Here is a 22,340-nt window from a genome sequence, read left to right as displayed (position 1 = left end):
TTGCCCTGCGTCGGCGGATCAGTGCTTCCTGAAGGCGCCTTTGATCTTTTCGCCTGCATTCTTCAGATCAACTCTGACGCGACGGGCCTTGCCCTCAGCCCCCAGCCGGTCATTGCCGGTGGCCTCGCCTGCTGTTTCCGCCGCCCTTCGGTGGAATTTCCCGGAAGCGTGGTGAATCCTCTCTCCCCAACCCATGATGGCTCTCCTTCGTCCGCGGGTCGCGGCGTGATGCCGAAGGACCCCGCAATTAATTGTAAGGACGGACCTGCCTCAAAGGCACCGGTCACCGAGCACCTGGTCCAAAAGCGCTGGTTGTGTCGCCGGACTCGGCTGTCGCCGTGCCGCGCGGGTCGTGGCGATGAGCAGGAGGATCGACTTCGTCGCGATCGACACGACGAGGAGGGTAACGGCGGCGAGCACTCCTATTGTGATGGCCTGCCAGGCAAACGGTTGGAGTAGGTGCAGCCAGGTGATGGCGAGTGCACCGACGCTGGCTGCGGGGAAGGTGAATGACCAGAAGCCGAGCGAGAACGGCAGTGTGCGGTAGCGCGGCAAGAGCATTATCTGGATTAGCACCATGAATACTGTCATCGCCGACAACCCCTCGAACAGATGATCGGGCTGGCCGCCTGAGATCGTAAGCCACGCTGCTGATGCGACGGCCGGGGGAGCGATCATGATCGCGAGGGTCGGGACCAGCGCTGCAGGCATGGCGGGGCGGAGCGCGAGGCGGAGGAAGAAGAACACGGAGATCACCAGCCAGAAGAAGATGCCGACGGCGAAGCTTCCGACGGCGAGCCAGTCAAGCCCCGTCTCGCCAGCGGCGAGTGCACCGACCAAACCGGCTGCACTGATGGGCAGGAAGTAGCCGCCATGGACGGATTCGAGTGGCATCTCCCCGCGCATCCAGAAGCTCAGAATCCATGCGGCGAACGCGGCAGCGGCGGCGATGGAGATCAACGTCAGCACGGTTCCGGCAAGCGGGAACGTGCGGTGAAGGCCCGCGCCGAGCAGCATCGCGGCGATGGGAAGTATTGCCGCGAGCGGGCCCTGGGCGAAGTGCGTGAGCTGATGAGAGAGGGAATGATCGGTGCGCGTGCCGCGATGCACGTGCACCGCGAGTGTCCAGATCCAGGCGATCGCAGCGATCAGCCAGAACGCTTGTCCGAGTTCGAACGGGAGCCCGAGCGCGGAAGCCGCCACGGTCCAGACCTGGGCGAGGCCTGCCAGGCCCAGGGGGATGGCGAGGGTGTTCAAGGGGACACGCGTTCGGGCGCGTGTCGCAGGGGCGGCGTGTGCCAAGGGCAGTTGAGCGGACAAAGGAGTGCCTTCCTGAAAGGACAGCTGGATCCAGATGGTGGTCGCAAAAACAGTTTTTGACCTTGAAGTACAATATCACGCAAGTTAGGCTTTTCCCATGGGTAGACCGATGCAGTTTGAGACAGGGGCGGCTGTCGACAGGGCGATGGGCCTCTTCTGGCGTCAGGGATACGCCGGAACGACGCCGCAGGAATTGGCCAGTGAGCTGGGGATCGGAAAAGGCAGTCTCTACAACACGTTCGAGAGCAAGCATGCGCTGTTCCTGCGTGCTCTCCGGCGCTACAGCGAGAGGCGACTCGAGTACCTGGCCGAGCTGTTCTCAACGCCTGGGCCGATAGGACCGCGTCTCAAAGAGGCGATGACTGTCCTTGCCGGCGTGGGCGAGCACCAGCGGGGGTGTGTCATGGTCAATGCTGCCGCGGAGCTTGGCCCCGCCGACGTCGAGGTGAACCGCATGGCGGACGACCTTTTCACGCAGATCGAGGCCGTATTTCGGCAAGCAATCGTACAGGGACAAGAGTCTGGAGAATTCGGCGTGGATCGGGTTGCCGACACCGCCGCTAGCCAACTGCTTGCCTCCGTGATTGGGCTCAGCGTGCTCGTCAAGGCAGGTGGGTCGTCGGGGAAGTTCGGCGCCGTCGTCGACGGCATCGTCGACGGTTTGTGACGCCGAAGAGAATCCACCATCAGTTGAGTAGGCGCGCGCCGATCATGCTGATGCCGTGAAGAGTTCGATGCCCGCTGCGATGGCGGCCTCCCGGTAGGCGCTTGCGAGGTCAGCGAGGCTCGCGTGCTTGTTTAGTCCGCTCGGGTTCGGGACCACCCAGACGGGGGTGCCGCCGAGGGGATCCGGTTGAGGCCCGACCCTCGCGTGCGGCCGGGCGAAGGCGGTCCGGTAGGCGGTGATTCCCAATACCGCTACCACTGCCGGAGCGATGCGTTCGACCCGCTCTGACAGTGCTTCGGCTCCGGCGATGAGTTGTTCTGCGGTGAGTTCGTCCGCGCGCGCCGACGCTCCAGCGACGAGAGATGTGATGCCGAGGCCACGCTCATGCAGATGTGCGAGGTCTTCGGGAAGGAAGCCCGCGGAAGCATCTATCCGCCGATCGACGATGCCCGCCCGGTAGAGAGCCGGATAGAAGCGGTTGCTCCCGCCGCCGCCGAAATGCGCCTGCACCGCGACGGCGCGCAGACCGGGATTAATGCCGACGAACAGAAGCCGTGTGTGGTCCCCGAGCAGGTCCGGCAGGCTCCGGCCGCGGAACGAATCAAGCGCAGACTGACTAAACCGCACCGCCCAACACTAGGACCTCCAGCATCCGGAGGCAATTCTGCGCGTTCTGGACATTCTTAACCGCAGCAGCCAGAAGCCATGGCCGCGTTGTCACTCCCGAGTGGGGGTGGGTGTGTCCGAACCGTTCTCCGGCTGATCTACGCCAATCGGTATTTCCAGGACTTTGTCGCCCTCGATCCACCTGCTTCGCGTGCCGAGGCGCCCGCTCAACCATTGCATCCGCTCGGCAATTTTCCGTGCGCTCCGGCGCGCCAGTCGGGTTTGTAGGCTGGCGATGTTTGTCGGATGCAGGCGCAGCTTGCGGGGTACGCTTCCATCGGTTTCCAAGAGGAAGACGAATGCCTGATCATTGCGTTCAACCGGGTCCACCGCGTAATCATCGACAAAGTCGCCGGCACTGTAGACGATGGGACGGTTCCTGTGGATTTCGACGCCGCGGAAAATGTGGGCTGAATGCCCGAACACGACGTCGGCTCCCGCGTCTATCAGTGCCCGGGCCAAACTCCGATGCGCGAGCGGGACCTCGGATCCCCAATTGGCACCCCAGTGTGCCGAAACGACGAGCAGTTGGTCCCGGCTTTTCGTCCGCCGAACCAGTTCCAACAAGTCACTCACCCTGCGGTCGCCGGCGTCCACAGGGACGTAGTAGATTCCCGGGGCGCGGGCGCTTGCCTCCCAGTCCGGCTGATTGTCGGTAAAGGCAATGAAGCCGACCGCAGTTGGGCCCACCCGCCGGACTGCTGGTCGCTTGGCATCTTCCAAGTGCATTCCTGCCCCAGCCCGCAGGATTCCGTGCTGTTCGAGCGCCGGCAGCATCTCCCGTAGCGCATCGACTCCGTAGTCCAGCACATGGTTATTGGCCAGTGAGACCACATCGATCGCCGCGGACCGCAGGCTCGCCACGTTCTTGACGTCCGAGCGGAAGTGATACAGCTTGCCGGCCGCAGGTGTTCCGCCGTCCGCGAGGACGCATTCCAGGTTGGCAAACCTGATGTCAGCCTGCTGGAGGACTGGGAGGGTATCGCCCCAGGGATAGGCAGGATCGGCCACTTTCAGTTGGTCGTTAACCAGTCGGCCAAGCATGACGTCCCCCAGGAGCGCAATCTGCATGCTTCACCTCCAACCCTGCCAGCCGTTTGCTATCAGGATGGACCGTTTCTTGGCCTGGAGCCAGTCCGCCGAGGGGCGCGAGATCCGCCGTCGAACCTGAAGAGGGCGCCTCAGCGGTTCTTCGCCGTAAAGGCCTCGCCTGGTCCAGATTCGTGGGGGATAGTTGGATCAGGAGGCCGTCCCGCGTCTATCTTCTTTGGCTTGACGATTTCTGGTCTGGACGTGGCGTGCGGCAGTTTTGATGGGAACGTCGCGGCGATGGGCATTTTTCAAGACAGGGCTGATGCAGGGCGGCAGTTGGGTCTGCGGCTGGCATATCTGCGCGGCCAGGAAGCAGTAATCCTAGGGGTGCCACGGGGAGGGGTTCCGGTAGCCTTCGAAGTGGCAGTGGCCCTGGATGCGCCGCTGGATGTGATCGTCGTGCGGAAGCTTGGAGTACCGTCTCAGCCCGAACTCGCGATGGGAGCCATCGGAGAGGACGGCGCATATGTGCTTGACCGACGCATCCTCTCAGCTACGAGGGTCAGGGAGGAAGAACTGCGGTCGGTCGAGCGACGGGAGCGGACCGTGCTTGAGGACCGGGTGACACGATTTCGGGGTGGCCGAGGCCGCATTGATCTGAACGGCCGTATCGCGGTCATCGTCGATGACGGGATCGCTACCGGGTCAACTGCCAGGGTGGCATGCGGCATCGCGCGGAAATTGGGGGCTGCGAGGGTGATTTTGGCCGTTCCTGTTGCCTCCGCCGATATCCTCGCGGCATTGAACGAGCCGGACGAGGTGGTGTGCCTTGCCACGCCCCGGCGACTCACGGCTGTCGGCTACCACTACCGTGACTTCTCACCGACCGGCGACGACGAGGTGGTGTGGCTGCTCGACGCTGCTGCCGAGCGGCTGCAACGTGGGTCTTCGACCGCTGGAGCCCCTGGCCTCGATGAAGATGTCCAAATCCATTCGGACGGTACGTGGCTCGAAGGACACCTTCACCTTCCCGGAACGGCTGCCGGAGTGGTGGTGTTCGCTCACGGAAGCGGTAGCAGCCGCCACAGTCCGCGAAACCAATTCGTCGCGTCGACGCTTCACCGGGCGGGCTTGGGCACCTTGCTGCTTGACCTGCTCAGCCCCGGGGAGGAGCTCAATCGTGCCAACGTGTTCAACATCGAACTGCTTGCGCGCAGGCTGACGGCGGCAACGGTTTGGCTTGGCAGCAGGCCGGACACAGCCTCGTGCAGCGTAGGATATTTCGGCGCGAGTACCGGTGCCGGCGCCGCGTTGTGGGCGGCGGCCGAACTGGGAGAGAAAATCGGCGCAGTCGTTTCAAGGGGAGGCCGTCCGGATCTGGCTGGCGCGAGGCTCGCCTTTGTCCGTGCACCGACCCTCTTAATCGTCGGCAGCGCCGATCATAGGGTGCTCGAACTCAATCGCCGGGCGAAAGACCTGATGGGCTGCACCAACCAGCTGGAGCTTGTCCAGGGGGCCACCCATCTGTTCGAAGAACCCGGGACATTGGAGGCGGCGGCGATTCTGGCCATGGACTGGTTTGTTCGGTACTTGCCGCAGCGGTAATGCGGGCGGTCCCCGGGCCAGCATTCGTTTGTCGTCTTCAAACTTCAAGCGCGGCGTCCCCGCCGACCCAGGCCGCATCGTCCAGGCCGAGGCCCGTTGGCGGTGAACAGCGGGTTCCTGCCCGGTGAGCGCGAGCGCCTCGGCGCATGTGAACTGACTCACAAGGCTGCAACCTGGTCGCAACCCTCCGGCCCCTACGCTGAAGTCGAACACTCCATCGTCTGCTCGAAGCGGGGTAGCGATGACTGTGTTTCGCCAGCAGGCTGCGACGGTCCGGGCGACGACGGCGACACGCCAGCGAACTCCTTGTGGCCAGCGGCTACTCGGTACGTATGTCGACTTCTTCCGGCCCCAGCGCCAAAGTTTCATGTTCCGCACCACGTAGACCAACGCACAAACGACGAAGGATTTCGCCAATGACGACGACAATGCAAGCAGCCGTAGTAACCGAATTCGGAAAAGACCTTCAGATCCAGTCCCTTCCCATTCCCGTTCCTGGCCGTGGGGAAGCGCTGGTCAAGGTCTTGACCACCGGCGTGTGCCACACGGACCTGCACGCCGCTGCGGGGGACTGGCCCGTCAAGCCCTCGCCGCCGTTCGTGCCTGGCCACGAAGGCGTGGGCGAGGTGGTGGCCCTCGGTGAAGGCGTCACCGACCTGGCAGTCGGGGACCTTGTGGGTAACGCCTGGCTCTGGTCCGCCTGTGGCGACTGCCAGTTCTGCCGGACCGGCTGGGAAACGCTGTGCGAATCCCAGCAGAACGCCGGCTACAGTGTGGACGGTTCGTTCGGGGAGTACATGCTGGTGGACAGCCGGTTCGCCGCGAGGATTCCGGCAGGTTCGGATCCCGTGGAGGTTGCCCCGGTGCTGTGCGCGGGCGTCACGGTCTACAAGGGATTGAAGATGACCGAGGCCAGGCCGGGCCAGTGGGTCACCATTTCGGGGATCGGCGGACTGGGGCACATTGCGGTCCAGTACGCGGTGGCCATGGGCCTGCGTGTCGCGGCGGTGGACATCGCCGATGACAAGCTTGCCCTGGCCAGGAAGCACGGCGCGGAGCTCACGGTCAACGCGCTGCGCGAGGATCCTGCGGAAGTCATCCAGCGCGAAACCGGAGGCTGTCACGGCGTCCTGGTCACGGCAGTGCACCCGTCGGCATTCGGGCAGGCGATCGGCATGGCCAGGCGCGGCGGGACCATCGTCTTCAACGGTCTTCCGCCGGGAGACTTCCCGGCGCCGATCTTCGAGATTGTGCTCAAGGGCCTGACCGTCCGCGGCTCGATCGTGGGGACGCGGCAGGACCTGGAGGAAGCGCTGGACTTCTACGCGCAGGGCAAGATCCACCCGACCGTGTCCACGCGTGAACTCTCCGAGGTCAACGCGGTCCTTGATGAAATGAAGCATGCCAAGATCGACGGCCGCGTGGTCATTAAGTACTGATCGAATTCAAGTGTGCCAGCGGCGGCGGTGTCCCCCATACACCTGGGGAATCGCCGCCGCTGGGAACTGAATGAGAATGCTCGGCAAGGAAACGAAAAGTTCAAGGTAAGAATAGGCGGGCTAGCACGTCCTGGCCACAAGACGGGGACAGGACGGTTGCTGACGCTTCGCGAAGGATATCCGGACTGGCTTGCCGGGCGCGCCGGTCACAAATCGCGCGCGTTCCAACAGAACCGCCTAGAGAGAACCAAGGAGTTTACCTATGTCCAACGCCCGAACCGAAGCCCCGTACTGGGCACCCCATCACGGCGATGCCCTCGAAAACCTTCTCCATGAGAACCGGAAGTTCGCGCCCACCGCGGAATTCGCCGCGAACGCCGTCGTGGGCGCCGGGGAGTATGCCGAGGCGGCCGCGGACCGGCCGGCGTTCTGGGCGAGGCAGGCCCGGGAGCTGCTGGACTGGGACACGGACTTCGGCCAGGCCCTGGACTGGTCCGAGCCGCCGTTCGCGAAGTGGTTCGTCGGCGGGCAGGTCAATGCGGCGTACAACGCCCTGGACCGGCATGTGGAGAACGGGCTCGGGGACCGGGTGGCGATCTACTTCGAGGGCGAACCCGGCGACACGCGCTCCTACACGTACGCGCAGCTGACCGAGGAGGTCAAAAGGTGCGCGAACGCGTTCGAGTCCCTGGGCGTGGCCAAGGGCGACCGGGTGGCCGTGTACCTGCCCATGATCCCGGAAGCGGTGATCACGATGCTGGCCTGTGCCCGGATCGGGGCCGTGCACTCGGTGGTGTTCGGCGGCTTCTCCGCCGACGCCCTGCGCTCCAGGATCGATGACGCCCAGGCCAGGCTCGTGGTCACCGCGGACGGCACGTACCGGCGCGGCAAGCCCAGCCCGCTCAAGGCCGCCGTGGACCAGGCCCTGACCAAGCCAGGCCACGCGGTCGAGCACGTCGTGGTCGTCAGGCGCAACGGGGAACCGGTGGACTGGCACGAGGGCCGGGACCGGTGGTGGGAGGACACCGTCGGCGCCGCGTCCGGCGAGCACACCGCGGCCGGGCATGACTCCGAACACCCGCTCTTCATCCTCTACACCTCCGGGACCACGGGCAAGCCCAAGGGCATCCTGCACACCACCGGCGGGTACCTCACCCAGACCGCGTACACGCACAAGGCGGTCTTCGACCTGCACCCGGAGACGGACGTGTTCTGGTGCACCGCCGACGTCGGCTGGGTCACCGGCCACTCCTACGTCGCCTACGCACCCCTGGTCAACGGCGCCACGCAGGTCATGTACGAGGGCACCCCGGATTCCCCGCACCAGGGCCGCTGGTGGGAAATCGTGGAAAAGTACAAGGTCTCCATCCTCTACACCGCCCCCACGGCCATCCGGACCTTCATGAAGTGGGGCAAGGAGATCCCGGCAAAGTACGACCTGTCCTCGATCCGGGTCCTGGGCTCCGTGGGCGAGCCCATCAACCCCGAGGCCTGGATGTGGTACCGGGACGTCATCGGCGCCAACGCCGGCAGGAACGGGCAAAAGAAGGACCACCCCGCCCCGATCGTGGACACCTGGTGGCAGACCGAGACCGGGGCCCAGATGATCGCGCCCCTGCCCGGGGTCACCGCGACCAAGCCCGGCTCCGCGCAGGTCCCGCTGCCCGGCATCGCGATCGACGTCGTGGACGAGGCCGGGCAGTCCGTCCCGGACGGGCACGGCGGCTACCTCGTGGTCCGCGAACCCTGGCCCGCGATGCTGCGCGGCATCTGGGGGGACCCGGAACGGTTCAAGGACACCTACTGGTCCCGCTTCGAGGGCATGTACTTCGCCGGCGACGGCGCCAAGAAGGACGAAGACGGGGACATCTGGCTCCTGGGCCGGGTCGATGACGTCATGAACGTCTCCGGACACCGGCTCTCCACCACCGAGATCGAATCCGCCCTCGTCAGCCACCCCTGGGTGGCGGAGGCCGCCGTCGTCGGGGCCTCCGACGCGACCACCGGCCAGGCCGTGGTCGCGTTCGTCATCCTGCGCGGGGACGCCGTCAACGACGGCGACGCCACCGTCGCCGAACTGCGCAACCACGTGGGCAAGGAAATCGGCCCCATCGCCAAACCCAGGCACATCCTCGTGGTCCCCGAACTGCCCAAGACCCGCTCGGGCAAGATCATGCGCCGCCTCCTCAAGGACGTCGCCGAAGGCCGCGAACCCGGCGACGCCACCACCCTCTCGGACCCCACCATCATGGCCCAGATCGCCGAATCCCTGAAGAAGTAAGCATTTCACCGGCCCACACAAGGCGCCACACCACCCCGCAAAGGCGGCGGTCCCCTCCCACGGGGACCGCCGCCTCTGTCTTAAAACCCACCGTCGCAAGAATGCGCCAGTGGTCCCGGACATCGTCTTCGCCAACCAGAACGAGTGAAGCCGGCCCACCTAGGACATTCCGGATCGTCGGTGCATACGCCGAAGGTGGTCGCCCCTGCCGGATTCCGAGACACGGATCCGACATGGGCGACCACCTTTGCGGGACCACCGGTGCCCGGGGTTCCAGGACTTAGTGTCCGCTTACGACCGAGACTTCGAGGGGATTGTCGATGGTGGTCATCACTCTGTCTGTGACGTCCTCGATCCTGCCGAGGCCATCAACCTTTCTCAGGATGCCGCGCTCGGCATACTTGGCCACCACGGCTTCGGTCTGCTCGTGGTAAAGATCCAGCCGGTGGCGGATAACGGCTTCGTTGTCGTCGCTGCGTCCCGTCTCCTTGGCGCGGCCCAGCAGACGGTGGACCAGTTCGTCGTCATCGGCGGTCAACTGCAGGACAACGTCCAGCAGTTGCCCGCCTCTCGCCAGGACCTCGTCCAGGTAATCAACTTGCGCCGTGGTGCGAGGGTAACCATCCAAAAGGAAGCCGTTCTCGACGTCGTCCTGGCAGAGGCGGCTCCGCACCATCTCGTTGGTGACGCTGTCGGGGACAAAGTCACCGGCGTCCATGTACTTCTTGGCTTCGATGCCAAGGGGCGTCCCGCCCTTCACATTGGCGCGGAAGATGTCGCCGGTGGAGATCGCAACAACGCCGAGGCGTTCGGAGATCCGTTCCGCCTGCGTGCCTTTGCCGGAACCGGGCGGACCAATTATCAGCATTCTCGTCATTCAAGTAGCCCTTCGTGTGCGGTCGTTGAAAGTTGGCTGTGCTCGTCGATCAAGGCTCTTAGAAGAAGCCGAGCTTGTTTTCGGAGTGACTGACCAGGAGGTTCTTGGTCTGCTGGTAGTGGTCCAGCATCATGGCGTGGTTTTCGCGTCCGATGCCTGAGGACTTGTATCCGCCGAACGCGGCGCCGGCCGGGTAGGCGTGGTAGTTGTTGACCCAGACGCGGCCAGCCTGGATTTCCCGGCCTGCCCGGTAAGCGACGTTCCCGTTGCGGGACCAGACGCCGGCGCCGAGTCCGTACAGGGTGTCGTTGGCGATGCCGATGGCGTCGTTGTAGTCGCTGAACTTCGTCACGGACACCACCGGGCCGAAGATCTCCTCCTGGAAGATCCGCATCCGGTTTTGGCCCTCGAAGATTGTCGGCTGGACGTAATAGCCGCCGGCCAGGTCGCCGTCAAGCTCCGTCGGTGCGCCGCCGGCCAGGATCTTGGCGCCCTCTCCGAGCCCGATGTCGATGTAGGAGAGGATCTTCTCCATCTGGCCTATCGATGCCTGGGCACCGATCTGGGTGTTGGTGTCCAGCGGGTTGCCCTGGATGATCTTGTTGGTCCTGGCCACAGCGTCGGCCATGAAGGAATCGTAGATGCCGTCCTGGACCAGGGCGCGCGACGGGCTGCTGCAGACTTCGCCTTGGTTGAAGGCATACAGGGTGAAACCCTCCAGTGCCTTGTCGTAGAAGGCATCGTTGGATTCGGCGACGTCATTGAAGAAGATGTTCGGGCTCTTGCCGCCGAGCTCCAGCGTGACGGGGATCAGGTTGGCGCTAGCGTATTGGCTGATCAGGCGCCCGGTGGAGGTCTCGCCTGTGAACGCGATCTTGCGGATCCGGGGGCTGGATGCCAGCGGCTTTCCCACCTCAGAGCCGAAACCGTTGACGATGTTCAGCAGGCCGGCAGGCAGCAGATCCGCGATGAGTTCCGCCAGGACCAGGATGGAGGCCGGGGTGTTGGACGCGGGCTTCAAGACCACCGCGTTCCCAGCGGCCAGGGCGGGAGCCATCTTCCACACAGCCATCAGGATGGGGAAGTTCCACGGAATGATCTGCCCCACAACGCCAAGCGGCTCGTGGAAGTGGTAGGCCGTAGTGTCGTCGTCGAGCTGGGACAGCCGGCCTTCCTGGGCGCGGATGGCGCTGGCGAAGTAGCGGAAGTGGTCCGCCGCGAGCGGGATGTCCGCGTTGAGGGTTTCGCGGATGGGCTTGCCGTTGTCCCAGGTTTCAGCGACGGCCAGCATTTCGAGGTTGGCGTCGATCCGGTCTGCGATCTTGTTCAGCACTGCAGCGCGCTCAGTGGCTGACGTTTTGCCCCAGGCCGGGGCGGCCTTGTGCGCGGCATCGAGCGCGAGTTCAACGTCCGCCGCGGCGCCTCGGGCCACCTCGGTGAATTGCTTGCCGTTCACGGGGGAGACGTTCTCGATGTATCGGCCGGTAGTTGGAGCCACCCATTGGCCGCCGATCCAGTTCTCGTAGCGGTCCTTGAACTGGACCTTGGATCCTTCTTGGCCGGGCTGTACATAAACAGTCATGGTCACTCCTCTGGGAAACAGACGTCTTCGTCCTGGCCCCCATGCTAGGGGTTCAAAGGTTGCGACCAGGCTGCAATGGGGCCTGAGCGCTGAACGCTGGTGGCGCAGCGAAGACCGCGGACCGGGCCACTTTGCTGGGAACAAGGTCCGCTGCCACTGCCTGCACCCCAAGCAATCGTCGCCCAAATGACCGAGTGGTCCGGTTCGAAAGACGAGTACCATCTTGACGGTCGGCATACTGATGAACAGTCTGCCTGCGATCTCCGTGTTGCTCAGCCCCTCGCCGATCACCGCGAGCCGATATTTGAAGCCAATCCACCTCCCCGTCGGCGAGCAAAATAAAGAAAGCTGAGACGCGACATGGACGTTTTGCGAAGCTTCTTGTTAATAGGCCTGTACAATTTACGTCATAAACATTGACAAACATGTCAAGATTTTGTTGGGGCGTTTCGTCACGGGCCACCTCGTATCCGAGCTGCAGGCGTGGATTTTCTCTGCGCGCAGTAGTGATGCGATCGCCGGCCGGAGTCGACCGCGGCTTGACCGATGAAGGGAGCCCACCAATGCCCGGCCATTTCGAGCTCGTCGATGCTGAGCCGCATGGAATCCGAATACTTCTCGTGAGTGCAACGGGAGTGACTCTGGCGACCTCACAGACTTATGGGGATACGCCAGCAGCCGCCGCGGGAGTAGCGGCTATCCGTGAGCACGCTGCCACCGCACACATCATCGACCACACCAGCCCCAACCCCCTTAAGTCGACAGGGTAGGGCAATGTCTAGCGTGGCCCAGCAGACATGGCTGTTCACCTTGTGAGTTGACGGAAGATGCTGGCCGGCTTGCCGAAACCGGTGGCGACCTTGGCCCGGACCAAGGTGGCGCCGATGCCCAGCCTGCGGCCTCCAGACCTTCTATGAATTCCGGCGCCGCCGAACACCGCCACATGGGAGAGAAACTCTCTACGCCTGCAGTGCCTTCGCCCAAAGGTTGATATCGGACTCGACGGCGAATTCGTCAATCTTTTCGAGCTCATCGTCGGTGAAGCTCGGGCCCGGTACTGCCGCCAAATTGTCTTCAAGTTGCCGGACGCTGCTGGCGCCGATCAGGGCCGACGTGACGGGTATTCCCTTCTTCTGTGGGCGCAGCACCCAGGCTATGGCCATCTGGGCGAGGGACTGCCCACGCTGTGCCGCGATCTCATTGAGTCCCCGCCTGCGCCCACCTGCTCAAGGTTCTGGAACAAGTTGGGGATGCCGTGTTCGGTCCAGCGGTTGAGCATTGAGTGCGAGGGCTGGTGGATCAGCAATGGTGTTCCAAGGTCCTGGAGGATGGCAGCCGCCTCGAGGGTCTTTTGCGGGGAATAGGAGGAAATGCCCGCGTACAGCGCCCTGCCCGATCGGACCGCTGTGTCGAGCGCTCCCATGGTTTCCTCGAGCGGCGTATTCGGGTCCGACCGGTGGCTGTAGAAGATGTCCACGTAGTCCAGGCCCATGCGTTCAAGAGACTGGTCCAGGCTCGAGAGCAGGTATTTCCTGGACCCCCATTCCCCATACGGGCCGCGGGGCGTAGTTCATCAATCTAGTTTCCCTTGGATAGCTACCTGAAACGGTTATGTTCTTGCGTTTGTTCAGGGGGAGGTTCGGGGTTCAGGCGTTTTGGTGACGCCGAACCCTTCCCTTTCTTCCGTTGCTTGTGCGGCTTCAGGGGTTCCGGCGCCGAAGCTGCCAAGCAACGCGAGTGAATCCGCCGACGACGACCCCGGCGGGGCGGAATACACCCTTAGCGTCTGATCCGGATCGTCGGGCAGTACCAGGTCTTCAACATTAAGTTCCAAGTCCCCGACGACGGGATGGTGGAGCCGCACAATCCCCGCCGATGCTTTTGCCACCCGGTGCCCTGCCCACCACTTGCGGAAGTGCTCGCTGGACACCGCGAGTTCGCCGACGAGTTGACTTGCCTGCGCGTCGTTGGGGTGACGCCCGATGTCCACGCGAAGGGATCCCACCGCATCAGATGCTACGGTCTTCCAATCCCGGAAAAGTGATTGTGCGAGCGGATCGAGGATGATCCACCGGGTCAGGTTCCGTTCCGTTGCGGGCATCGTGGGGAAATCGGCAAGCAGGAGGATGGCAAGGCGGTTTCCGGCCAGAACATCAGTGCGTCGACCGAGGATAAGGGCAGGCACATTGCCCACCGCGTCGAGAAGCTGGTGCAGGGCGGGCCGCACTCGCTGGCCGGAAACGGGCGGACGCTGGGACATCGCACAATTCTGCAAAAGGTCCATCATGTGTGCATGCTCGCCCGGATCCAAGCGCAGCGCCCGTGCCACAGAGTCAAGCACCGATCGGGAGGGGTGGATGTTGCGGCCCTGCTCCAACCTTGTGTAGTAGTCCGTACTCACATCAGCCAGCCGGGCAATCTCTTCACGGCGCAGTCCGGGGACGCGCCGGGCACCGGAACTGGCACTGATTCCGGCCTGCTCCGGCGTCAACCGTGACCGCATTGCCTTCAGGAATTTTCCGAACTCTGCACTCTGACCCATGCCTTCAATTCTCCGCTGCCGGATTCGGGCTTTCCATAGGGAAGGTAGGTCGCTCAGTCCTAGGAAAACCAGGGAGCGGTACAACTGCTGACATGATTCCCCACGTCGCATAACGTCACTTGTGGCGACTCGACAATACCGGTTTCCGGATGAGTCGCTCCAGAACCCCACTGAACGCCGCCCGGAATATACCGGGCAAAAGGGCGCATTTCGGTGCGTAACCGACGACAGAAGAGAACCATGGATTTTTCGCTCATGATGGCTTGTGCAGTCATCAACTCCATCAACCACGAAGCACTCAGCGCATTGCCGAATGCCCCGGTAATCGCGCCACGACCCGCCGGACGCACCCGCAAACGGGTTGCCCGCCTCCAAGCTACGCTGGCCAGTGTTCTACACCGGGCCGCATGGGCCATCGAACCTCGCTCCGTCACCTACAGAGGGAGCCAGACGCTTAATCCATTTCGAGGCGACTCCGGAGTTGCTGCGGGTAATCCTCGTATGCAGCGGCGATGTCTTCAAGATCGATCATCGGCGGGAAATCGATCACCGGTTGATGCTCGGCAAGGAAGCGAACAGTTTCCTCCACGACCCGCTTCCCGTCGGCCTTGGCCAGCCCAATGCGTTCAAGATAATCGGGATCGGTTCGGAAAAGTGACTCCACTGTCTGCCCTTCTGCCTTCGAGCGCACGGCGTACTCGTTGTCATTCACCAGTTCAATCTCGAAGGTGTTGTCCATGAATGCAGGGTACGCCTGGACGGCCGCTACTTCGAGGTCGGGGTTGCCAGGGCGGCGGGCTTCCCGGAGCGGGCATGCAGTTCACATGGGAACGGGGTCTGGCTGTCCTAGGACTGAGAGGGCCACGCGCCAGGCTGGACCAGACCCTACTGTGGATTCGACACCGCCGGCACGGATCAAGCAAGCCAATGGTTTTGCCCAACGAGGCTTGACCGGGCGTCCGGAGCCGCCGAGCCATACCGAGGGAGAAACGATGAGAATTGCAGTGACCGGAGGAAGCGGAAAGCTGGGCCGACACCTGGTGCGCCGGCTCACGGAGGACGGGCACCAGGTGTTGAACCTTGACCGCGCGGGTGCGAGAAACCCCGGCCTGGCGATCGTGGACTTGCGCGACTACGGCCAGGTGTTGGATGTGTTCTTGGGGCTGGATGACCGGCACAGTGGCTTCGACGCCGTGGTGCATCTGGGTGCAATTCCCGCACCCGGGATCGTCCCGGATGCCGCGACCTTTGAGAACAACATGCTCTCCACGTACAACGTGTTCCAGGCGGCCCGCCGGGCCGGCATCAAGAAGGTTGTCTACGCCTCGAGTGAGACGGTGCTGGGCCTGCCATTCGACGTCGACCCTCCCTATATTCCGGTGGATGAGGAATATCCGGCCCGGCCGGAGAGCACGTACTCGTTAGTGAAGCATCTTGAGGAACAGATGGCTATCGAGCTGACGCGTTGGGACCGCGAGCTGAGCATCGTGGGGCTGCGGTTCTCCAACGTCATGGACGTGGAAGACTACGAACGGTTTCCCTCCTTCCACTCCGACGCCAGGCTGCGTAAGTGGAACCTGTGGGGTTACATCGATGGCCGGGATGGCGCGCAGGCTGTGGCCCGGGCACTCGACAACGGCAAGCCGGGGTTCGAAGCGTTTATCATCGCCAACGCGGACACGGTCATGAGCCGGTCCAGCGCCAGCCTGGCCGCAGAGGTGTTCCCCAATGTGAAGGTGATCAAGGAACTGGGGGAGCACGAGACCATGCTCTCCATCGACAAGGCCAGGCGGCTACTGGGGTTCGAGCCCGAGCACACCTGGCGCACTTACCCTCCCAACCGCACTACCCCCACCGAGGATTGAGGAACATCATGCAGTATCGCACTTTGGGCAACAGCGGCGCCGTGGTTTCGAACTACGCGCTGGGAACCATGACGTTCGGGGCCGAGGCCACCGAGGAAGCGTCGCGCGCCATCCTGGACAGCTACGTCGCAGCCGGCGGCAACTTCATCGACACCGCCGACGTTTACAGCACCGGGGTATCGGAGGAAATCATCGGCCGCTGGCTCGCCGAACGGCCCGATGCACGGGACCGAGTGGTGCTGGCCACCAAGGGCCGCTTCCCCATGGGTGCGGCCGCCCCGAACGACGTCGGCACCTCGCGCCGCCACCTCACCAGAGCGTTGGATGATTCGTTGAAACGCCTTGGCGTGGAACAGATTGATCTTTACCAAATGCACGCGTGGGACCCCATCACACCCTTGGAGGAGACGCTGCGTTTCCTGCACGACTCCGTCAGCAGCGGCAAGATCGCCTACTACGGCTTCTCCAACTTCCTGGGCTGGCAGTTGACCAAGGCGGTCCATGTGGCCAAGGCTTTTGGCTGGAGCGCACCGGTGACCCTGCAGCCGCAGTACAGCCTGCTGGTCCGCGAGATCGAATCGGAGATTGTTCCGGCTTCCCTGGATGCGGGCGTCGGGCTGCTGCCTTGGTCGCCATTGGGTGGCGGTTGGCTCTCCGGTAAGTACAAGCGCGACGAACCGCCCACCGGCGCCACCCGCCTGGGTGAGAACCCGAAACGCGGCATGGAGGCATGGCAGGCCCGGAACGAGGACCCGCGCACCTGGGACATCATCGGAACGGTGGAAAAGGTCGCCGCGGATCATGGCGTCAGTGCCTCCCAGGTGGCCCTGGCATGGTTGGTGAACCGGCCTGCCGTGACTTCCGTGATCCTCGGCGCCCGCACGACGGAGCAGTTGGCGGACAACCTTGCCGCGGCGGACCTGGAACTCAGCCCCGACGAAACCGGGCGGCTCACCCAGGCCAGCCAGCCCCGGGTTGGCGTCTATCCATACGGTCCGATGGCCCAGAACCAGCGCAGCCGGAAGATCGAAGGCGGTCGGTAAAGCCGGGCTTCGGCCGGTATGGGCTCAACTTCCCATATCGTCAGTGACCGCCGGGTGCCAGGCCGCGTGCTTGGCCCTCGACGCCGGTTCAACGGACTCCACGGCATAGGGTTTGGTCGCGGACCGCTGCAGGGGACGACGCAGGCGCGCCTGATAAGCGCCGTTCCGGAACGTCGCACGGGGGTCCATCTGGAGAACCAGGAGCGGTTCGTCGCGGGAGGCGTCCACCCGCAGGAGCATGCCGTGGCGCCGGCCGTCAACGAGGAGTGGGGTGGCCGGCTCCACCGCGGTCTGCTTGAGGAGTTCCTGATATTTCGGACCCGCCGCCAAGAAGAGGATTCCATGGGTGTCTCCAACCACTCGCAGCGGGATCACCGGGTCAGGCTGGAAGGTGGACCTCGGGTGTGTTTCGCCGTTCTTCGTAATGGACTCCGCTACTGTGCTCAACGATCGCTCGCATTCCTGGCACCTGGTCCGCTTCCCGACGTCGTCCAAAAGGGTCACACGCAGCCCCCTTGGTGCGTAACTCCATTTGTCGGCCACAATGTGGCACCACGCCGGGTGGTACTCCTGCCCGTTCTTCATCACATAAACCTGATCTTCGCCGAGGAGGGGCACTCCTTCCTGCCAGGCGACCGGCTCGACGGGCTTGAGCCCGCCGAGGCCTTTGGCGCCTGCGCGGCCGGTATGGCTGGCCTTGAGGTACATGCGGATCCAAGGCCTGGGTGGTCGGTTTGGTCTAGGAATTGCGGGGCCTTCCTGTGCGGATGGAGTGCGTTTCGCTCCCTGGTTACCCCTGTTCTAGCTTGATGGCTTTTCGCCCAAGCCGCCAGTCCGAACGCCGGTTGACAGCCCCTTGACTTTTCCCTTAGGGGAAGGTGCAAAGGTTCAGGACATCAGGCCATTCAAGAAAAGGGGGAGATCATGAAACGAGCCAAAGATGTCACTGACGCGTCTTTCCACGCCGACGTGCTGAAGTCAACCAAACCTGTTGTCGTGGAATTTTGGGCGGGCTGGTCTGGACCCTGCGCAAGACTTTCCCCGCCGAACTCGTTGCACTGCGTGCGACAGTCGCGGAGTACCACGCCGTCGCGGCTGCCGCGGACCCGGATGCGTGCGACCCCGGCCGGATCTGCAGCTACCTCTGAACTCCGAAATACCACCTCGACCTGGGGCCAACGTTCTTGACGGCGCAGTTGTCGTCGGGGAGGCTTGGCGGATGGCAAGCAGATACGTTCGAGCCATCGCCGCCGCGGTTGTCGCGACGGCGATGCTGAGTGGATGCGCGGCCCCGGAAGCCCCGCAAAGCAACGCTCCGGCAAGTCCCGTCACAACCGCTGCCGTAACTGTCCCTTTCTCCCTCTTCACACACTGTGGAATCTACGAGGCGCAGGTGCAGGGCTCCTTCTTCGCAGCCGACCAGCCGCTCGACGACGGTCACGGCAATCCGCCTGCAGGCTGGGGCAACCCCTACCAGTCGGGCACCATTGCCATCGAGGGCCAAAGGGCGGTCTTCCATGACGACAGGGGTCATACCGTGACTTTCCATGCACGACCTGGTGCCACGAGCTTCCTTAGAACTTGCTCCTGAGGCGTGGCTAACGCGGACTGCTGGTTGCGTTGCGTCGGAGGACGACTGCTCAGCAGGCTTGCCCTGATTCCATCTGCGAGCTCCCCGGCAATTCGCGCCGTTCGTGTGTCTGCCCGTAGGGAACGTCACGGCTGATGGCGACCGTGTAGCTGGTGTAGCCGTGTTGGGTAACGAGGATGCCGTGGCTGTGGTTCTGCATGGCGTGCATGCGGGCGATGTCGACGGCGGTATTCAGGTCGTTTTCGATGGCGTCCGGGTCGTGGGCTGTGATTTCCAGGACGACGTCCGAGTGGCGTTTGATCATCGTGGTCTCTTTCTCGGCGGGGGTGTGCCAGGGCTCTCAATGGGGGAGGGCTTCCCGGCCCGGGCGTATCCGGGGAGGCGGAAAGCGGTGGTTCGAGAGGGGTCGCCCGGCATTCTGTGATGGGGCGGTGGCTGGCCGTCATGTCCGGCAGGCTGGATCGGCGGAAGTATTTTCCTGCGGATCTGTAGTCAGTGTGAATGATCAGCGGCCCGGGCGCAAGGCGAAGTTTGAAAAAGTCGACCGGCCGCTCTGGGTGTTACGCCCAGCCGGCAAAACACGGGGTCGATGACGGGCGCCCTTCGCATTGAATCATGCCGAACTCGCCGGACGTGGCCGGTCTGCGCGAATGGCGGTTGCCGCCTCGGCCAAAGCGGCGTAGTTGTGTCCGCTGATGAAAGCGTCACAGTAGGGCAGTGCTGCGGCCATGCCGCCCACTAGGGGTTGAAAGTTCACGCTGGCTTTCCTCGGATTGACCCAGACGATCCGGTAGGCCAGGCGCCTTAGCCGCGCCATCTGTGCCTCCACTAGCTCTGGCGCGTCCTGGGCCCAGCCGTCGGAAAGCACGACAATAACGGCGCCCCTGGCCAGCCCGCGGCGGCCATGGCCATCGATGAATGCTCGCAGACTGTCCGCCAGCCTTGTCCCGCCCGCCCAGTCCGGGGCGGCAGCGGCTCCGAGGGCCAGGGCTTTGTCTGCGTTCCGATTCGAAAGCTGGCGCGTCAGTCTGGTCAGCCGGGTGGAAAACACGAATGCCTCGGCCTGGGCCCCGGCCACTGCCCCTTGCAGCAGGGAGAGGAAAACCTGGGTGTACGGTTCCATGGAGCCGGATACGTCACACAGGAACACCAAGCGGCGCGGACGCGCGCGACGGCGGGCATAGACCAGGCAGCTTGTGTCGGCGCCGGTGCGCCGAGCCGACCGGATGGTCCGCCGTAAGTCCAGTTTGGCACCGCCATGCGCCCATTGGCGGGTCCGACGGCTTCGGCGCTCCGGGGTGGACAGCACGATGCGCCGCACCAGCTGCCGTACTTGGGCTGCTTCGTCAGGGGTGAGTTCGGCGAAGGACTTCTCATGCAGGTGCTCGTCGGCCGAGGCCATGGCCAGGACTGCGTCTCGTTCCGGTGCGTTGGGTTCGTCGGCCTTGCCTGCGTCGGGGAAGGCGACGGGTGCCCGCGACGCCGGGACCCGACCCTCCGTATTGGCCAGGCGTCGCTCGGCTGGTGCTGCCCGGGTCCGTTCCTCCGCGCCGATCGCCCGTGGGCTGTTCGCATCACCGCGGGTATCTGCAGGATCCAGCATCCCGTCGAATGCAGCCGAAAAGACGGAGTCGAATACCGGCAGCTGTTCCCGCGAGGACACAAGTACCACCCGGCAAGTCCAGTACAGCGGATCCCGGGCAACCGGGGGCACAATCCTGAGTGCCCGCGCTAGCCAAGCCGCGCGGTCGGGCGAGCCAGGCAGCCCCGCCCGACGCAGGGCCGTGCTGAACCCGACCGCCAGGGCTGCAGCATCGACGGCGGCCCGGCCATCCCTGAGCGCGTACTCAGGCATGACCGGCTCCTGCCACCCATGCCGGGCCGCGGGCCCACGCAATATCCAGATCGTCGCGATTCTTCAGGACCGAACCCCAGGTCTGTTTCACCGCAGCTGGATCCAATCGTTCTACGCCGAGCACCGTCAGCGCGGAAACCCAGTCGATTGCCTCCGCGATTCCAGGGGGTTTGGCCATGTCCAGGGACCGCAGCCTGGTGATGGCGGATGCGGCATCCAGGGCGAGCGGCTCGGCGCTCCCAGGCACCTTGCGGCGAACGATCGCGGCGATGCGCTCGGGCTGGGGGTAGTCGATCCAGTGGTAGAGGCAGCGCCGTGTCAGCGCGTCGTGCAGGTCCCTGGTCCGATTGGATGTCAGGACGACGACTGGCGGGTGCACGGCGTGAATAGTCCCCAGCTCGGGAATTGTCACCGCGGCCTCGGCCAGCAGTTCGAAAGTGAAGGCCTCAAACTCTGCGTCGGCCCGGTCGATCTCGTCCAGCAGCAGGACGGCCGGACGCGGGCCGGGGTGCTCGATCGCCTTCAGCAGCGGGCGGCGCAGCAAGTACTGTTCCCCGAAAAGGTCGGCCTCTTCCATGTGGACGTCCCGGACCTCCGCCAACCGGATGCCCAGAAGCTGGCGTTGATGGTTCCACTCGTAGAGTGCCTCGCCTGCGTCGATGCCTTCGTAGCACTGCAAGCGATACAGGGGAGTGTCCAGCACCTTGGCCAGCGCCTTCGCAGCCTCGGTTTTCCCGACGCCGGCCTCGCCCTCCAGAAGGATGGGCTGCGGTAGCCGGACGGACAAGAACAGTGCGGTGGCCAGTCCGACGTCGGCCAGATAGTCGCCGTCGTCCAGCGCGGACATGAGCGCAGCGACGTCCGGGACCAGACGCCGCACATCGTCTTCCGCCCCCGCCCGCGCGGGCCCGGTCATCGGGCACGTTCCAGCCGCGCGGCCGTTCGCTCACGGCGAGGCCCTCCGAGCGCCAAACGCCGTGACGCTCCAGCAATCAGAATGAGCCCGGCAGCCGGGAGCTCAAGGCGCAGTGGCATAGCGCTCCGGATCGGCGAGGAAGGCCCTTCTGCATCCGGCAGAACAGAAGTAGTACGTCGCCCCGTCGTATTCGGCGTGCAGAGTAGACTCCACGGCCGCGACGCTCATGCCGCAGACAGGGTCCACGGCGCTCGCCGGCACCGGCTCCGCCAGCACGGCGTCCGCCGTCGCAGTATTCGCCGTCCCAGTCTCCGGCGTCGCACTCTCTGCAGCCGCGCCGAGGTGACGCACGGACACCAGCTCTGCCAATATGGACAGCGCGATCTCGGCAGGCGTCCGGCCGCCCAGCAGCAGCCCGGCCGGGCTGTGTACACGCGCACGCTGGTGGTCGTCGACGTCGAGCGAGGCCAGGACGGCCGCGCCGCGGGTGCGGCTGGCGACGAGGGCGACGTATGGCACCCCAATTCGGAGCGCGGCCTCCAATGAGGACTCCTCGTCCCGGCCCTGCGACGCGACGATGAGAGCGGCGTCGTCGGCCCGCGGTTCCGCCGCGGTTCCGTTCGTGAGCTCCATGTCCAGATCGAGGATCGCACCCAGGGCGCCGAGAGCCTGTGCCACGGGGGTTGCGCCGACCACGACCACCCGGGGAGCGGGCATCTGCGGCTCGAGGAAAATCTCCACCGCGCCACCGCTGAGGCAGGGGTTTGCGACCTCCACGGCGCCTTCCTCGCGGATGCGGGACGGCTCGCCTGGGACGACGCGCAATAGCAGCGGTTCGTGCCTGGACAGCGTCTGCAGGCCGTATTCGCGCACGGAGGCTTCGACGCAGGTGCCCCCAAGGAATCCGTCGATTTCGCCGTTGGCGAGCACCAGGGCCGTGTCGCCGGCATGGGCGCTGGTGGGGTGCTGGGCGCGCACTACTGTGGCACGCACAAACGGCTCCCGGCGTTCTACAAGTTCCTGCGCCCTCGCAGCCAAGGCTTCTCCGTGCAGGGGCAT

At 64.3% G+C, this 22,340-nt stretch carries 21 protein-coding genes and 2 pseudogenes; 10 read left to right on the top strand and 13 right to left on the bottom strand.

Features of this window, described 5'->3' with window-relative positions; translation table 11 throughout:
• Positions 1–270: 270 nt before the first annotated feature.
• On the bottom strand, positions 271–1,257 hold the full coding sequence (locus tag AC3ANQ_RS12610) for an SLAC1 family transporter (protein ID WP_488301362.1): 987 nt from the start codon (positions 1,255–1,257) through the stop codon (positions 271–273).
• A gap of 172 nt (positions 1,258–1,429) precedes the next feature.
• Between AC3ANQ_RS12610 and AC3ANQ_RS12605 the strand changes: the two genes are divergently transcribed.
• Positions 1,430–1,987 carry a TetR/AcrR family transcriptional regulator gene (locus AC3ANQ_RS12605; protein WP_488301361.1) on the top strand — a complete coding sequence of 186 codons (558 nt, stop codon included), beginning with the start codon at positions 1,430–1,432 and terminating at the stop codon, positions 1,985–1,987.
• 42 nt (positions 1,988–2,029) lie between these two features.
• Here the strand turns inward: AC3ANQ_RS12605 and AC3ANQ_RS12600 are convergent, their stop codons facing one another.
• Together AC3ANQ_RS12600 and AC3ANQ_RS12595 are read right to left on the bottom strand one after the other, a co-directional pair.
• The gene (locus tag AC3ANQ_RS12600) at positions 2,030–2,614 is read right to left on the bottom strand and encodes a mismatch-specific DNA-glycosylase (RefSeq protein WP_488301360.1); all 585 of its coding nucleotides are present in this window, start codon (positions 2,612–2,614) and stop codon (positions 2,030–2,032) included.
• 90 nt (positions 2,615–2,704) lie between these two features.
• Positions 2,705–3,724 (bottom strand): CapA family protein, encoded by a 1,020-nt coding sequence (locus AC3ANQ_RS12595; RefSeq protein ID WP_488301359.1) that lies wholly within the window; start codon positions 3,722–3,724, stop codon positions 2,705–2,707.
• A gap of 258 nt (positions 3,725–3,982) precedes the next feature.
• Between AC3ANQ_RS12595 and AC3ANQ_RS12590 the strand changes: the two genes are divergently transcribed.
• The 3 genes from AC3ANQ_RS12590 (at position 3,983) to acs (ending at position 9,010) form a co-directional block, all read left to right on the top strand.
• On the top strand, positions 3,983–5,290 hold the full coding sequence (locus AC3ANQ_RS12590; protein ID WP_488305318.1) for a phosphoribosyltransferase family protein: 1,308 nt from the start codon (positions 3,983–3,985) through the stop codon (positions 5,288–5,290).
• A 416-nt stretch (positions 5,291–5,706) separates the two neighbouring features.
• Positions 5,707–6,729, top strand: coding sequence for an alcohol dehydrogenase AdhP (adhP, locus tag AC3ANQ_RS12585; RefSeq protein WP_488301358.1), 1,023 nt, complete (start codon positions 5,707–5,709; stop codon positions 6,727–6,729).
• 262 nt (positions 6,730–6,991) lie between these two features.
• On the top strand, positions 6,992–9,010 hold the full coding sequence (gene acs, locus AC3ANQ_RS12580) for an acetate--CoA ligase (protein WP_488301357.1): 2,019 nt from the start codon (positions 6,992–6,994) through the stop codon (positions 9,008–9,010).
• Positions 9,011–9,290: 280 nt separating this feature from the next.
• Here acs and AC3ANQ_RS12575 read toward each other — a convergent pair whose 3' ends face one another.
• Together AC3ANQ_RS12575 and exaC are read right to left on the bottom strand one after the other, a co-directional pair.
• Positions 9,291–9,878, bottom strand: coding sequence for an adenylate kinase (locus tag AC3ANQ_RS12575; RefSeq protein WP_488301356.1), 588 nt, complete (start codon positions 9,876–9,878; stop codon positions 9,291–9,293).
• Positions 9,879–9,945: 67 nt separating this feature from the next.
• Positions 9,946–11,469 carry an acetaldehyde dehydrogenase ExaC gene (exaC, locus tag AC3ANQ_RS12570; RefSeq protein WP_488301355.1) on the bottom strand — a complete coding sequence of 508 codons (1,524 nt, stop codon included), beginning with the start codon at positions 11,467–11,469 and terminating at the stop codon, positions 9,946–9,948.
• Between the two features lie 425 nt (positions 11,470–11,894).
• Here exaC and AC3ANQ_RS12565 point away from each other — a divergent pair, with 425 nt between their 5' ends.
• Entirely contained in the window at positions 11,895–12,239 is a 345-nt protein-coding gene (locus AC3ANQ_RS12565; RefSeq protein WP_488301354.1) for a DUF1508 domain-containing protein, read from the top strand.
• Between the two features lie 189 nt (positions 12,240–12,428).
• Here the strand turns inward: AC3ANQ_RS12565 and AC3ANQ_RS12560 are convergent.
• From AC3ANQ_RS12560 to AC3ANQ_RS12550, 3 genes and pseudogenes are all read right to left on the bottom strand, one after another.
• Positions 12,429–13,027 (bottom strand): annotated as a pseudogene (locus tag AC3ANQ_RS12560) (aldo/keto reductase); the annotation flags it as partial.
• A gap of 69 nt (positions 13,028–13,096) precedes the next feature.
• Entirely contained in the window at positions 13,097–14,011 is a 915-nt protein-coding gene (locus AC3ANQ_RS12555) for a helix-turn-helix transcriptional regulator (protein ID WP_488301353.1), read from the bottom strand.
• A 454-nt stretch (positions 14,012–14,465) separates the two neighbouring features.
• Positions 14,466–14,750 carry a hypothetical protein gene (locus AC3ANQ_RS12550; RefSeq protein WP_488301352.1) on the bottom strand — a complete coding sequence of 95 codons (285 nt, stop codon included), beginning with the start codon at positions 14,748–14,750 and terminating at the stop codon, positions 14,466–14,468.
• A gap of 253 nt (positions 14,751–15,003) precedes the next feature.
• Here AC3ANQ_RS12550 and AC3ANQ_RS12545 point away from each other — a divergent pair, with 253 nt between their 5' ends.
• A complete protein-coding gene (locus AC3ANQ_RS12545; RefSeq protein WP_488301351.1) occupies positions 15,004–15,876 on the top strand; it encodes an NAD-dependent epimerase/dehydratase family protein in 873 nt (290 codons plus the stop codon).
• A gap of 8 nt (positions 15,877–15,884) precedes the next feature.
• Positions 15,885–16,919 carry an aldo/keto reductase gene (locus AC3ANQ_RS12540; protein WP_488301350.1) on the top strand — a complete coding sequence of 345 codons (1,035 nt, stop codon included), beginning with the start codon at positions 15,885–15,887 and terminating at the stop codon, positions 16,917–16,919.
• 24 nt (positions 16,920–16,943) lie between these two features.
• Here the strand turns inward: AC3ANQ_RS12540 and AC3ANQ_RS12535 are convergent, their stop codons facing one another.
• Positions 16,944–17,627 carry a hypothetical protein gene (locus tag AC3ANQ_RS12535; RefSeq protein WP_488301349.1) on the bottom strand — a complete coding sequence of 228 codons (684 nt, stop codon included), beginning with the start codon at positions 17,625–17,627 and terminating at the stop codon, positions 16,944–16,946.
• Positions 17,628–17,843: 216 nt separating this feature from the next.
• On the opposite strand from AC3ANQ_RS12535, the pseudogene AC3ANQ_RS12530 reads away from it, so the two are divergent.
• From AC3ANQ_RS12530 to AC3ANQ_RS12520, 3 genes and pseudogenes are all read left to right on the top strand, one after another.
• Positions 17,844–17,963, top strand: a pseudogene (locus AC3ANQ_RS12530) (thioredoxin family protein); the annotation flags it as partial.
• The gene (locus tag AC3ANQ_RS12525) at positions 17,924–18,067 is read left to right on the top strand and encodes a hypothetical protein (RefSeq protein ID WP_488305405.1); all 144 of its coding nucleotides are present in this window, start codon (positions 17,924–17,926) and stop codon (positions 18,065–18,067) included. The pseudogene AC3ANQ_RS12530 and the gene AC3ANQ_RS12525, both read left to right, overlap by 40 nt.
• Positions 18,068–18,138: 71 nt before the next feature.
• A complete protein-coding gene (locus AC3ANQ_RS12520; RefSeq protein WP_488301348.1) occupies positions 18,139–18,510 on the top strand; it encodes a hypothetical protein in 372 nt (123 codons plus the stop codon).
• Between the two features lie 49 nt (positions 18,511–18,559).
• Here AC3ANQ_RS12520 and AC3ANQ_RS12515 read toward each other — a convergent pair whose 3' ends face one another.
• The 4 genes from AC3ANQ_RS12515 to AC3ANQ_RS12500 form a co-directional block, all read right to left on the bottom strand.
• On the bottom strand, positions 18,560–18,814 hold the full coding sequence (locus AC3ANQ_RS12515; protein ID WP_488301347.1) for a hypothetical protein: 255 nt from the start codon (positions 18,812–18,814) through the stop codon (positions 18,560–18,562).
• 309 nt (positions 18,815–19,123) lie between these two features.
• Positions 19,124–20,365, bottom strand: a complete 1,242-nt coding sequence (locus tag AC3ANQ_RS12510) for a vWA domain-containing protein (protein WP_488301346.1) — start codon at positions 20,363–20,365, stop codon at positions 19,124–19,126.
• Positions 20,358–21,281 carry an AAA family ATPase gene (locus tag AC3ANQ_RS12505; protein WP_488301345.1) on the bottom strand — a complete coding sequence of 308 codons (924 nt, stop codon included), beginning with the start codon at positions 21,279–21,281 and terminating at the stop codon, positions 20,358–20,360. Before AC3ANQ_RS12505 ends, AC3ANQ_RS12510 begins: the two co-directional genes overlap by 8 nt.
• 102 nt (positions 21,282–21,383) lie before the next feature.
• Complete coding sequence (locus tag AC3ANQ_RS12500; protein WP_488301344.1) at positions 21,384–22,340, bottom strand: XdhC family protein; 957 nt, start codon at positions 22,338–22,340, stop codon at positions 21,384–21,386.

The organism is Arthrobacter sp. DMZ02-1R, from assembly GCF_057747935.1.
This window is presented reverse-complemented; position numbering and strand designations above follow the sequence as displayed.

Excerpts from the sequence above, each read along its gene's own strand:
- AC3ANQ_RS12605 (WP_488301361.1), top strand. The coding sequence starts at position 1,430 with ATGCAGTTTGAGACAGGGGCGGCTGTCGACAGGGCGATGGGCCTCTTC.
- AC3ANQ_RS12595 (WP_488301359.1), bottom strand. The coding sequence starts at position 3,724 with ATGCAGATTGCGCTCCTGGGGGACGTCATGCTTGGCCGACTGGTTAAC.
- AC3ANQ_RS12590 (WP_488305318.1), top strand. The coding sequence starts at position 3,983 with ATGGGCATTTTTCAAGACAGGGCTGATGCAGGGCGGCAGTTGGGTCTG.
- adhP (WP_488301358.1), top strand. The coding sequence starts at position 5,707 with ATGACGACGACAATGCAAGCAGCCGTAGTAACCGAATTCGGAAAAGAC.
- acs (WP_488301357.1), top strand. The coding sequence starts at position 6,992 with ATGTCCAACGCCCGAACCGAAGCCCCGTACTGGGCACCCCATCACGGC.
- AC3ANQ_RS12575 (WP_488301356.1), bottom strand. The coding sequence starts at position 9,878 with ATGCTGATAATTGGTCCGCCCGGTTCCGGCAAAGGCACGCAGGCGGAA.
- exaC (WP_488301355.1), bottom strand. The coding sequence starts at position 11,469 with ATGACTGTTTATGTACAGCCCGGCCAAGAAGGATCCAAGGTCCAGTTC.
- AC3ANQ_RS12565 (WP_488301354.1), top strand. The coding sequence starts at position 11,895 with ATGTCAAGATTTTGTTGGGGCGTTTCGTCACGGGCCACCTCGTATCCG.
- AC3ANQ_RS12555 (WP_488301353.1), bottom strand. The coding sequence starts at position 14,011 with ATGGGTCAGAGTGCAGAGTTCGGAAAATTCCTGAAGGCAATGCGGTCA.
- AC3ANQ_RS12550 (WP_488301352.1), bottom strand. The coding sequence starts at position 14,750 with ATGGACAACACCTTCGAGATTGAACTGGTGAATGACAACGAGTACGCC.
- AC3ANQ_RS12545 (WP_488301351.1), top strand. The coding sequence starts at position 15,004 with ATGAGAATTGCAGTGACCGGAGGAAGCGGAAAGCTGGGCCGACACCTG.
- AC3ANQ_RS12540 (WP_488301350.1), top strand. The coding sequence starts at position 15,885 with ATGCAGTATCGCACTTTGGGCAACAGCGGCGCCGTGGTTTCGAACTAC.
- AC3ANQ_RS12535 (WP_488301349.1), bottom strand. The coding sequence starts at position 17,627 with ATGTACCTCAAGGCCAGCCATACCGGCCGCGCAGGCGCCAAAGGCCTC.
- AC3ANQ_RS12520 (WP_488301348.1), top strand. The coding sequence starts at position 18,139 with ATGGCAAGCAGATACGTTCGAGCCATCGCCGCCGCGGTTGTCGCGACG.
- AC3ANQ_RS12515 (WP_488301347.1), bottom strand. The coding sequence starts at position 18,814 with ATGATCAAACGCCACTCGGACGTCGTCCTGGAAATCACAGCCCACGAC.
- AC3ANQ_RS12510 (WP_488301346.1), bottom strand. The coding sequence starts at position 20,365 with ATGCCTGAGTACGCGCTCAGGGATGGCCGGGCCGCCGTCGATGCTGCA.
- AC3ANQ_RS12505 (WP_488301345.1), bottom strand. The coding sequence starts at position 21,281 with ATGACCGGGCCCGCGCGGGCGGGGGCGGAAGACGATGTGCGGCGTCTG.
- AC3ANQ_RS12500 (WP_488301344.1), bottom strand. The coding sequence starts at position 22,340 with ATGCCCCTGCACGGAGAAGCCTTGGCTGCGAGGGCGCAGGAACTTGTA.